This window comes from Paraburkholderia sp. (genome assembly GCF_036488505.1).
In the GTDB taxonomy this organism is placed as follows: Bacteria; Pseudomonadota; Gammaproteobacteria; order Burkholderiales; family Burkholderiaceae; genus Paraburkholderia.
The window spans coordinates 1-11,302 of sequence record NZ_DASXHN010000447.1 but is presented as its reverse complement, the minus strand read 5'-3'; the positions used below and the strand labels follow the sequence as shown (position 1 = coordinate 11,302).

Sequence of the window (11,302 nt, the reverse complement as noted above, 5' to 3'; positions counted from 1 at the left end):
GGACCAGATAGACGAGCGCGATCACGAGATAGATCTCCAGCGACCGGTACGACACACTGATGATCTTCTGTCCTTCATGCATCAGATCGGGAATGGTCAACAGCGACACCAGTGCGGAGTTCTTGATCAATGCGATGAACTCGTTCCCAAGCGGCGGAATCATGCGCACGATCGCTTGCGGAAGAATGATCGCGCGCATCGCCTGTCCCGCTGACATGCCGATCGAGCGCGCCGCTTCCATTTGCCCGCGATCCACCGACTGAATCGCGCCACGCACGATCTCCGACACGTATGCCGCGGAATACAGCCCGAGGCCGAGGATGCCGCACACGAACGCGGGCAACAGAATGTTGAACTGCGGCAAGCCGAAGAACAACAAGAACAGTTGCACGAGCAGCGGCGTGCCGCGGAAGAAGATCAGATATCCGGTGCACAAGCCGTAGACCAGGCGCCGCTGCGGCGAAAGCCGGCCGATGCCGATCAGGAGCCCGAGCAGGCACGACAGCACGAGCGCGGCGGCGGTCACTTCCACCGTGACCAGCGCGCCATGCGCGATATCGGCCCAACCGGCCAGAGCCGGCGTGAAGTCGAGTTGCATGGGTCAGATCCGCCGGATTACTTCGCGTTCGCGGTGTTGCTGGCGCTCGCGCCAAACCACTTCTGCACGATCGCGTTGTAGGTGCCGTCCGCCTTGATCTTCGCGAGTGCGGCGTTCAGCTGGTCGCGCAATTGCGGCTCGTCCTTGCGCACCGCGATGCCGTAGGCCTCGGTCGTCAACTCCTTGTCGAGTACGCGAAAGCCGGGGCGGGTACGCACGAACTGATAGGCGGCGGGCTTGCCGGTCACGGCGGCATCCGCGCGGCCGATGCCGACGAGATCGAACATCTCCTGATTCTTTTCCACCTCCACGCGCTGCACTTGCGGATAGTTGTCGCGCAGGAAGTTCACCGACTTCGTGCCGACCTGCACGGTCACCTTCTTGCCGTTGAGATCGGCGAGCGTTTTGATCGGCGAATCCGCCTTGACCAGCGCGGACAGGCCACCCGCGAAGTAGGACTGCGTGAAGTCGACGACCTGCGCGCGCTCCGGCGTGATGTAGATGGCGGAGATCGCCGCATCGAAGCGATGCGCGACGAGGCCCGGAATGAGCCCCTTGAAGTCGATGTCGGTCCACTGGATCTGCTTGCCCATTGCCTTGGCGAGCGCGTTCATGATGTCGATGTCGAAGCCGGTGCGTTGGCCGTTCTCGACGAATTCCATCGGCGCGAAGGTGGCGTCCGTCGCGACATTCAGCGTCTTCGAGTCTTGCGCGGTGGCGGTGCCGGGCAGGGCGGCGATCGTCATTGCGATGCCGAGGCTCGCGGCAGAAAGAAGGGTCTTCAGTTTCATCGGGTTGGCTCCGGGGTGTGTGGTCAGTCGTTGAGTTGGATATTCAGGCTATTCAGGCGGCTTGCAGCCGGGCGGAAATGGCGTTGGCGGTGCGCACCGTCCAGTCGGCGAGTTGACGTTCGCGGCCCGTTGCGCGCGAGGAGGGCGCCATCAGCGTGATCGATGCACTCGCGCCCGCGCCGCGCGAGCCGCGCCCGAACACGGGGGCGCTCACGCCCCACACGCCCGGGTCGACTTCGCTGTCGCTCACCGCGTAGCCGCGCGCGCGGATGCGCTCCAGCTCCGCTTCGAGGGCGGCGCGCGCCGCATCGTCGCCGGCGAACTGGCGCTCGAGCGTGTCGGTCCGCGCTTTGCCGGCCATGAAGGCCAGCAGCGATTTCGCCGATGCGCCCGCGCGTAACGGCACCGCGCGGCCTTTCTCGAATGAGCAGCGCAGCGAGTGGATGCTGTCGATCATCTCGAGGCAGATCACCTGATCGTTCACGGCGACGATGAGCCCGACGCTTTCCTGCGTGGTGCGCGAGAGCTGCCTCATGCCGTCGCGGCTCGCTTCGACCAGCATCGAATTGATGTCAAAGCCAAGCGCGAGTTGAAGACTGATGGGGCCGGGCGCATAAAAGCCGGCGTCCTCCGTGACGAAGCCCCAGCGCTTGAGCAGCGCCACTTGCCGGTAAAGCGTGCTTTGCGCGAGGCCGGTCGCGCCAAGCATGTCCTTCACGGACATGGCCTTGCCGTGGCTGGCGAGCGCGGTCAACACGAGCAGCAGACGCTCGGCTCCGGTGACGTTTGATTCCTGTTTCACAGTTGTTCTCGAGCGGTAAAACGGCGATGTCGATGACCCGCAGATTGCCACGTCTCTCCCGCTGGACAAAAATGCGATTCCCACGCGGCGGGAATGAAGAATAGAGGGTTTTCCCTCAATGACTGCCGGATCCTGCCCATCGGCGACGCGGCGCTGAAGTCAATCGGACGAAATCCATCGAGCCACTCTCGGCCCGACGCATTCGCGCGCTCGTTTCGACCGATTTTTCGTTGACCGCACGATGCATTCACTTCGCTCGCTCGCGCCCTTTGTTCAGCGGCTTTGACTTTTCCGCGTAAACCCGCTTGCAGCTTGTTTTTGATCGACCTATATTGCATTTCACCATTAACTATTGCGATGCGATAAACCATGAGCGACGACGTTCTGTTTTCGAATCACGGCCGGGTTGCGGTCATCACATTGAATCGTCCCGAGCGCCTGAACGCGTGGACCACGCCGATGCGCGAAGCGATCATCGCGGCGCTCGAACGCTTCAATGCCGATGACACCGTCGCCGCGATCATCATGACGGGCGCGGGCGATCGCGCGTTCTCGGCGGGGCAAGACCTGGCGGAGGCACACGACTTCGACGGCGAGCGCGCAGTGGCGTGGGTCAAGGAGTGGCAGCGCTACTACGCGGCGCTGCGCGGCCTGAGCAAGCCGCTCGTGATGGCGCTCAATGGCACGGCCGCCGGTTCGGCGTTCCAGGTCGCGTTGCTGGGCGACATCCGGGTGGGTCATCCGGGCGTGCGCATGGGGCAGCCGGAAATCAATGCGGGCATCGCCAGCACGACCGGCCCATGGATCATGAATTCGATGCTCGGCATGTCGCGCACCATCGAACTCACGCTCACCGGCCGTCTGATGGATGCCGACGAGTGCTATCGCATCGGCTTGATTCATCACATCGTCGAGCAGGACAAGGTCTTCGGGAAAGCGCTGGAAATCGCCACCGAACTGGCCGCCAAGCCGCCCGTCGCGATGCGACTGGACAAGCAGCGTTTCCGCGAGATGACCGAGCCGGGGTTCGTCGACTGTATCGAGGCAGGGGAGCGCATCCAGCGCGAGGCATACGACTCCGGTGAGCCCGCTCGCATGATGGAAGAGTTCTTCAAAAAGCGCGCCAAATAAATCGGGCTGAAGTCGAGCCGCTCTTTCTCAACCCCACTGCGGGAGACCTGAATCATGACGCAAGACTTCAACGCGACGCGGCGGCGCATTCTGCAACGCGCGGGCGCGCTCGCCGTGGCCGGCGCGATGCCGCTGGCCGCGCGCGCTCAATCGAAGCAGATCGTCGTATCGGACCCGGGCGGTCCGTACACGACCGCCTACCGCGAAGCGTTCTATGACCCGTTCGAGAAAGCGACGGGCATCAAGGTCGTCAGCGTCGCGCGCGAATCGCAGCCGGTCGCGCAATTCGCGGCGATGGTGCAAACGAAAAACTATGTGTGGGACGTCACCACGCTGACGCTGTCGGCGGACATTCCATACCTCGAAGCCAAGGGCCTGCTGGAGCCGATCGGCCTGAAGACGAGCGACTTCCCGGACATCATGCCCGAGGCGATCACGCCCAATTGGCTGGGCGTCGACGTGTATTCGACCGTGCTGGCCTATCGTGCCGACAAGTTCAAGGACAACGGCCCAAAGTCGTGGGCGGACTTCTGGGACGTGAAGAAATTTCCGGGCCGGCGCTGCCTGCGCCGCAGTCCGCTCGACACGCTCGAGCAGGCCTTGCTCGCGGACGGCGTGCCGCTCGACAAGCTCTATCCGCTCGACGTGGACCGGGCGTTCAGGAGTCTCGACAAGATCAAGCCGCACATCGACATCTGGTGGACGTCGGGCGCGCAGGCGATGCAGGCGATCCAGAGCGGCGACGTCGACATGATCTCGGCCTGGAACGGCCGCGCGCAAGCGGCGAAGGACAGCGGTGCGCCGGTGACGATCGTCTGGAATCAGGGTCTCTATTCGATCGAGGGTTGGGGCATCCCGAAGGGCACGCCGCGCGCCGATGCCGCGAAGCAGTTCGTGCGCTTTTGCGCCGACGCGAAGCGTCAGGCCATGCTGACGCGCACGCTTGCTTACGGCCCGACCAACAGGAAGTCCTTCGAGACCATCAGCAAGGAGCGCGCGGCGCTGCTGCCAACCGCGCCGGAGAACATCAAGGACATGAAGCTGCCCAGCCCGCAATGGTGGGAAGCCAACCGCCAGACGGTCACCGAGCGGTTCAATTCGTGGATCATTTCCTGAGGACGGCACGATGAGCTCGAAACTCGAAGCGATCGGTATTGCCAAGCGCTATGGCGATTCAGTCGCGCTGGAACCGACGGACCTCGCCGTGCAGGCGGGCGAATTCCTGACGCTGCTCGGTCCGTCGGGTTCGGGCAAAACCACCTTGCTGCAGATGATCTCTGGACTCGTCGCGCCGAGCGCGGGGCGCATCGAGATCGACGGACACGACGTCACGCACGTCGAACCGGGCAAGCGCGGCATCGGTATGGTGTTTCAGAGTTATGCGCTGTTCCCGCACATGAGCGTATGGGACAACGTCGCCTACGGCTTGCGCATGCGACGCAAGTCGCGCGACGAGGTGCGCGCCGCGGTGGACGACGCGCTCGCGATGGTCCGCATGAACGAATACGCGCGGCGCTATCCGAAGGAGTTGTCCGGCGGGCAGCAGCAGCGCATCGCGCTGGCGCGCTGCTTCGCTTACCGGCCTTCGGTGATTCTGCTCGACGAGCCGCTCGGCGCGCTAGACAAGAAGCTGCGCGAACACATGCAGTCCGAGATTCGACGCCTGCACAAGGAGCTTGGCGCGACCTTCGTGTATGTGACGCACGATCAGGACGAAGCGCTCACGCTGTCCGACCGCATCTGCCTGATGAACCAGGCGCGCATCGAGCAGGTGGGCACGCCCGCCGATCTCTATGACCGTCCGGCCACGCGTTTCGCCGCCGGCTTCATCGGTCACTCGAACCTGCTCGAAGGCGAACTCGACGCCGCGCGCGGCGCGGCCGGCGAGCCGATCCTGCTCGCGGCGGGCGGCCGTATTCCGCTGCCGATGACTGCGGCGGCCACGCCCGCCGCGCGTCATACGTTGCTGCTGCGTCCGGAGGCGCCGCGCCTCGTCGAACCGCGCAGCGGCTTTGTCGACGGCACGATCTCGGACGTGGTGTTCTTCGGCAGCGACACGCGCGTACAACTGGCCATGAGCGACGGCACGGAGCTGACCGTGCGCTGCGAGCGCAGCGTGACGCCGCGTGTCGGCGAACGGGTCGGCCTGACCTGGGATCCGCACCGCACGACGCTGCTGCACGCCTGAGGAATCGTCATGACCCTCGCTCTCCATGCGCAGCGCGATAACGAAATGGCGCGGCGCGGCCGCTCGGTCGTGCTCGCGCGCTGCCTGCGGTTTCTGCCAATCCTGCCCACGCTGTTGTTCCTGCTGGTGTTCTTCATCCTGCCGGTCGGGGAAATCCTGCAAGGCGGTCTCGTCAGCGCCGACGGCCATTTCGGCTTTGCGCAGTTCGAGCGCATCGCGCGCACGCCCGTCTACGCGAAGGTGCTGTGGATCACCTTCGCCATCTCGTTCCTGACGGCCGCGCTGTCCGTGCTGCTCGGCTATCCGGTCGCCTACATGCTGAGCCGGCTGCCGGCGCGGCTGCGCGAACGCTGGCTGTTGTGGATCATGCTGCCTTTCTGGACCAGCTATCTCGTCAAGACTTACGCGTGGATGCTGCTGCTGTCCAAGACCGGCGTGCTGTCGACCATCGCGCTGTCGCTCGGCCTCGTGCACGAGACCAGCGGCACGATTCCGTCGCTGGCCGGCGTGCTCATCGGCATGGTGCATTCGATGCTGCCGCTCGCGGTGATGACGATGCTGCCCGTGATGCGCGGCATCGATGACCGGCTCGCGCAGGCGGCGGAAACACTCGGCGCGCAACGCAGCATGAGCTTCTTCACGGTGTTCCTGCCGCTGTCGTCGCCCGGCGTGGCGGCCGCGGGGCTGCTCGTGTTCATCTCGAGCCTCGGCTTCTTCATCGTGCCGGCGCTGCTCGGCTCACCGAAGGAAACGATGATCGCGCAGCTCGTGATTTCGTCCGTGCTCGAACTCTTCGACATGCGTTTCGCCGGTGCGCTGTCGACGGTGCTGCTGATCTGCTCGGTCGTGATCTTTTTCGTCTACGACCGCATGGTCGGGCTGACGTCGCTGACGGGCGAGGTCACCGAGCGTTCCCGCGGCTCGCGCGCACAGGGCGTCAGGCTCGCGCTGCTGATGACGGCGGGCCGGCTTTTCGCGCCCTTCGTGATGCGCCGCAACGCGCACGCGGACACCACCGCGCGTGCCGCGAGCCCGCTCGGACTGTACACATGCATCATCATGATCGTGCTGGTGGCGCCAGTGCTTTCGGTGATTCCGTATGCGTTCACGAAGAGCGACTACATCGCGTTTCCGCCCAGGTTCTTCAGCATGCGCTGGTTCGGCAGCTTCATCGATTCGCCGGTGTGGCAGAGCGCGATCATCCGGTCGTTCGAAGTCGGTCTGGGCACTGCGGTGCTGTCTCTGCTGCTCGGCTTCGGCGCGACGCTCGCGATGACGCGCATGCCGCGCCGTGCGAGCAAGCCGGTGTTCGCGCTGCTGGTCGCGCCGCTGATCGTGCCGCGCATCGTGGTCGCGGTGGGGCTGCTGTATCTGTTCAGCCGCTTCGGGCTCACGGGCACCAATCTCGGTCTCGTGATCGGGCATACGGTGCTTGCGATTCCGTATGTGGTCGTCACGCTGGCGGCGGGTTTCCAGCGTTTCGACTGGCGGCTGGACGACGCGGCCCGCGTGATGGGCGCATCGCCATTGCGGCGCATCACGTCGATCGTGCTGCCGCTGCTGATGGCGAGCGTGACCGCCGCATTTCTGTTCGCGTTCCTCGTCTCCTTCGACGATCTCACGATTGCGATCTTCGTGAGCGGCGGCATCAATTCGACGCTGCCCAAACAGATGTGGGACAACATCCAACTGGCGGTCACACCGACGCTCGCGGCCGTGTCGACCACGCTGATCATTCTGATCGCGCTGGTCGTCGCGGTCTCTTCCTGGTTCAAGCGCCGCACGCGCTGAATCCCGCTTTTCAACCGATATCACTATGCATCGCTACCCCGACTATTTCGCTCACCGCCACGCAGACGACGAACTCGACTGCGTGCCCCTGCTCGCTGCGAGACTGCGCCGCGAGCCGGCACGCACCGTCGTGCATTTCGACGATCAGGCGATAACCTGCGACGACATCGCGCGGCAGGTCGCGCGCTTGCAGCGCTGGTTCGCGGACGAAGGGCTCGTACAGGGCGACCGCGTCGCCGTCATGCTCGGCAACGGCGCGGGTCACGTTCACCTGATCTATGCGCTGATGCTGAGCGGGCTGGTCTGGGTGCCGGTGAACACGAAGCTGCGCGGGGCGGGCCTCGTCTATCTGCTGCAGCACGCCGAACCGAAACTGCTCGTCATCGAGGACGAATTCGACGCCGTCACCGCGGCGATCGATTGCGGCACGACCCGGCGCGTGCATCTGCCCGCGTTCGATCCACACGAACCGGCTGCGGCATTCACGAGCCCGGAGATCGGCGTACACGATCCGCTGTGCGTCATCTACACGTCGGGTACGACGGGCGCGCCGAAGGGTGTCGTCTTCACGCACCGGATGATGCGCATCGCGAGCGAAGCCGCGCTGCGCGTCGCCGACGTACGAGAAGGCGACCGGCTCTTCCTGTGGGAGCCGCTGTGCCATATCGGCGGCGCGCAAATGCTGATGCTGCCGTTTCTCGAGCCGGTGACGCTGCACGCGGTGCCGCGCTTTTCGGCCTCGCAGTTCTGGTCTCAGGTCAAGCGCGCGGGCGCGACGCAACTACATTATCTCGGCGGCGTGCTCGATATCCTGATGCAATTACCGGTGGACGCGCAACCGCGGGCGCACACGCTGCGCGTCGCGTGGGGCGCGGGCGTGAGCGCTTCCTCATGGGCGCTGGTGCAGGAGCGCCTCAACGTGCGCTTGCACGAATGCTATGGGATGACCGAGTGCTCGAGTTTCGCGACTGCGAATGCCACGGGCAAGCCGGGGTCGATCGGTCGCGCGCTGCCGTGGATCGAGGTCGAACTGCTCGACGAAAACGGCCAGCCCGTGAAAGAAGGCGACGCAGGCGAAATCGTGCTATCGAGCAAGGTGGAGGGCACGTTTTTGCCGGCCTACCTGAAAAATCCGGACGCGACCCGGGCTGCGCTGCGCAACGGCAAACTGCACACAGGCGATCGCGCGCGGCGCGACGCCGACGGCGATCTGTTCTTCATTGGCCGGCAGACCGATAGCATGCGCGTGCGCGGCGAGAATGTGTCGGCGTGGGAGATCGAGCGCGTTTTCGCCACGCATCCGGCCGTGCGCGCGAGTGCCGCGATCGGCGTGGCGTCAGCGATCGGCGAGCAGGACATCCTTCTGAACGTGCAGTTCAAGGAGGAGCCGGTGGAGTGGGAGGCCATGCATGCATGGGCGCGCGAGCGGCTCGCGAGTTTTCAGTTGCCGCGTTACTACCGTGCGGTGGCGAGCTTCGAACTGACGGTGAGCGAACGGATCAGGAAGCATTTGCTGCCGCGCACTGTGGACGATGCATGGGATCGCATCAAGGCGCGGGTCTGATATTGGATACCGATAGCGCTTTAGGGCCATGCGATAATTCGCCCATAACCCTGAAGACGAACATTGTGATGATCGAAGCGCCCAAAGTCCCGCGCAAGCGCAAAAGTGCAGCGACCAAGCCGCCCGTCGAGGCGGCCGATCCCAGCGCGTCGTCGCTCTACGTGCAGTCCGTCGAAAAGGCGATGAAAGTGCTCACCGCGTTCGACGGCAGCAAGCGTCAGCTGTCGCTGTCGGAGATATCGTCGCTCACCGGCTTCGACCTGAGCGCGACGCAGCGCTTCACGTTCACGCTCGCCGCGCTGGGCTATCTGTTCAAGGATCCGGACAGCCGCAAGTACGAGTTGTCGCCGAGGCTGCTCGACTTCACCTACCACTACCTGACCTCGAACGAGCTCGTGAGCCGCGCGACGCCGTATCTGCAGCAACTGGGCTCCGAGACGGAGGAGGCCACCAATCTCACGGTGCTGGACGATACCGACATCGTCTTCGTGCTGCGCATCGTCAGCCGCAATGTGTTCAACGCCCATGTGATTACGGGCTCGCGTCTGCCCGCGTATTGCACGGCGCCCGGACTCGCGATACTCGCAACCCTCCCCGACGGACACATCGACGACATTCTGGCGCGCACGAATCTCGTGCCCTACACATCGTCGACCGTTTATCAGCCGCGCAAGATCAAGGACCGCATCGCGCAGATCCGCAAGCAAGGGTATGCGCACACCGAAGATGAGTATTTCGTCAGCGATATTTCGACGGCGGCGGCTATCACTAATGCGCACGGGCGGGGTGTCGGCGCCGTGAACATTGCGGTGGCGAGATCGCGCTGGCATGCCGACCGCGACGAGCGGCGCTTCGCGGATCTGGTTATTTCGACGGCATCGGCGATTTCGACGCGGCGTCGCGTGGAATAGCGTCGCGTGGAATAGCGTCGTGGCGGACGCCGTTCACATCGGTCGTCTTGTTGGCCGTGCGGTGCCTGCGCCGATACCCCGACATCGCGGAGCCGCCGGCAAATCAGCGTGGTGCAAGACAACTGTGACGGAGCCGTGCGCAGCGCTGTCGATGCATGTCAACTGAAAGGCCGGAGCGGACGGCGTGGCGCGCGTCACCGGGTACCCGCGCGCCGGCTGAAAAAGCGCCATACCGCGCCGCCGATCAGCATTGCGCCACCGAGCGCGAGACCCAGCAAAACCAGCGAGCTCAGATGCTCGCGTATCACCGGCACGTTGCCGAACAGATAGCCGGCCGCGATCAGCGACACGACCCACAGCGCGGCGCCAGCGGTGACGAAGGAGACGAAGCGCGAAAACGTCATCCTCGACACGCCGGCGGCGAACGGCGCGAACGTCCGCACGACGGCGATGAACGGCGACAGCAGGAAGGTCAGCCGGCCACGCGCTTCGCTGAACGCATGCGCGCGGCGTAGCGCGTCGCGGTTCAGCCAGTAATAGTTGCGCGTGTAGACCTTTTCGCCGATTGCGCGGCCTATCGCATAGCCGACAATGCTGCCGCCGATCGTCGCGATGAACAGCACCGGCACGACGATCCACACATTCAGCGCGCCGCTGGCCGCCAGCGCGCCGCAGATGAAGATCAGCGGATCGCCAGGCAGGAAGAACAGTGGCAGAAAGCCGTATTCGACGAACACGACGACAAACAGGAGCACATAGATCCCGGTGCCGAATTGCACGATCAACGTGCTCAGGTGTTGATCGAGGTGTAGCGCGATCTGCAGCACGTTCATCAGATTCATAGTGGAATGGCGGCGGGGCGGTGTGGGGATGTCGTGAGTGTAGCCCTGCACGCGTACGCGCGCGGTTATCTGCGCTGACGCTGGCGAATCCGGACGACTTGCCGGTTGAACGGCCGGGATGGCAAACTCGGGCGATCTCCCGGTCGCTCGATAGCATGCAATACGATCCCGCCGTCACGTTTCGTTTCGCCACCCCGCACGATGCCGATACCATCCGCGCGATCGAGTTCGACGCGGCTTCGCGCTTCGTGGGCGTCGGCATGACCGGTATCGCCGATGCGCCGCCGATGGCGCTCGAGACCGCCAGGCGCAAGATCGCCGCGCGCGAGATCATCGTCGCGATCGACGCGCCGGCAATCTGTGCCGGCTTCGTGATGTTCGAGCCGCAGCCGGCTCGCATCTATGTGCAGGAACTCGATGTGCTGACGTCGCACGCCGGCAGGCGCATCGGCGCGGCCTTGATCGAGCAGGTCGCGCGGATCGCACGCGAGCGGCAACTGACGCAGCTCGTGCTGTCGACCTACCGCGACGTGCCGTGGAATGCGCCGTACTACCGGCGGCTCGGGTTTCGCGACATCGAAACGGCCGATCTGGACGCTGCGCTGATCGCGCGGCGTGATGCGCATATCGCGCGCGGGCTCGACGAATCGCAACGGGTGTTCATGCGGCGAGAGCTCGAGTGAC

The 11,302-nt window shown here is 64.5% G+C and carries 11 protein-coding genes; 7 read left to right on the top strand and 4 right to left on the bottom strand.

All coding sequences use genetic code 11. From position 1 onward, the window contains the following. The 3 genes from VGH68_RS25740 to VGH68_RS25730 form a co-directional block, all read right to left on the bottom strand. Window positions 1–598 (bottom strand): amino acid ABC transporter permease (locus tag VGH68_RS25740; RefSeq protein ID WP_331606535.1); only part of this gene is annotated, 598 nt, incomplete at its 3' end. A gap of 17 nt (window positions 599–615) precedes the next feature. Continuing rightward, window positions 616–1,389, bottom strand: a complete 774-nt coding sequence (locus VGH68_RS25735; protein ID WP_331606534.1) for a transporter substrate-binding domain-containing protein — start codon at window positions 1,387–1,389, stop codon at window positions 616–618. A 52-nt stretch (window positions 1,390–1,441) separates the two neighbouring features. Further along, window positions 1,442–2,191, bottom strand: coding sequence for an IclR family transcriptional regulator (locus VGH68_RS25730; RefSeq protein WP_331606533.1), 750 nt, complete (start codon window positions 2,189–2,191; stop codon window positions 1,442–1,444). Between the two features lie 369 nt (window positions 2,192–2,560). Here VGH68_RS25730 and VGH68_RS25725 point away from each other — a divergent pair, with 369 nt between their 5' ends. The 6 genes from VGH68_RS25725 (at window position 2,561) to VGH68_RS25700 (ending at window position 9,776) form a co-directional block, all read left to right on the top strand. Then, window positions 2,561–3,322, top strand: a complete 762-nt coding sequence (locus tag VGH68_RS25725) for an enoyl-CoA hydratase/isomerase family protein (RefSeq protein WP_331606532.1) — start codon at window positions 2,561–2,563, stop codon at window positions 3,320–3,322. Window positions 3,323–3,376: 54 nt separating this feature from the next. Then, window positions 3,377–4,438, top strand: coding sequence for an ABC transporter substrate-binding protein (locus tag VGH68_RS25720; protein WP_331606531.1), 1,062 nt, complete (start codon window positions 3,377–3,379; stop codon window positions 4,436–4,438). Between the two features lie 10 nt (window positions 4,439–4,448). After that, complete coding sequence (locus tag VGH68_RS25715) at window positions 4,449–5,510, top strand: ABC transporter ATP-binding protein (RefSeq protein WP_331606530.1); 1,062 nt, start codon at window positions 4,449–4,451, stop codon at window positions 5,508–5,510. A gap of 9 nt (window positions 5,511–5,519) precedes the next feature. Next, window positions 5,520–7,301, top strand: a complete 1,782-nt coding sequence (locus tag VGH68_RS25710) for an ABC transporter permease subunit (RefSeq protein ID WP_331606529.1) — start codon at window positions 5,520–5,522, stop codon at window positions 7,299–7,301. Window positions 7,302–7,326: 25 nt separating this feature from the next. Then, window positions 7,327–8,865: an AMP-binding protein gene (locus VGH68_RS25705; protein ID WP_331606528.1), complete on the top strand. Its 1,539-nt coding sequence runs from the start codon at window positions 7,327–7,329 to the stop codon at window positions 8,863–8,865. 68 nt (window positions 8,866–8,933) lie between these two features. Next, window positions 8,934–9,776 (top strand): IclR family transcriptional regulator, encoded by an 843-nt coding sequence (locus VGH68_RS25700; RefSeq protein ID WP_331606527.1) that lies wholly within the window; start codon window positions 8,934–8,936, stop codon window positions 9,774–9,776. Between the two features lie 194 nt (window positions 9,777–9,970). Here the strand turns inward: VGH68_RS25700 and VGH68_RS25695 are convergent, their stop codons facing one another. Next, the gene (locus VGH68_RS25695; protein WP_331606526.1) at window positions 9,971–10,618 is read right to left on the bottom strand and encodes a VTT domain-containing protein; all 648 of its coding nucleotides are present in this window, start codon (window positions 10,616–10,618) and stop codon (window positions 9,971–9,973) included. A gap of 155 nt (window positions 10,619–10,773) precedes the next feature. On the opposite strand from VGH68_RS25695, the gene VGH68_RS25690 reads away from it, so the two are divergent. Further along, on the top strand, window positions 10,774–11,301 hold the full coding sequence (locus VGH68_RS25690) for a GNAT family N-acetyltransferase (protein ID WP_331606525.1): 528 nt from the start codon (window positions 10,774–10,776) through the stop codon (window positions 11,299–11,301). Window position 11,302 lies beyond the last annotated feature (1 nt).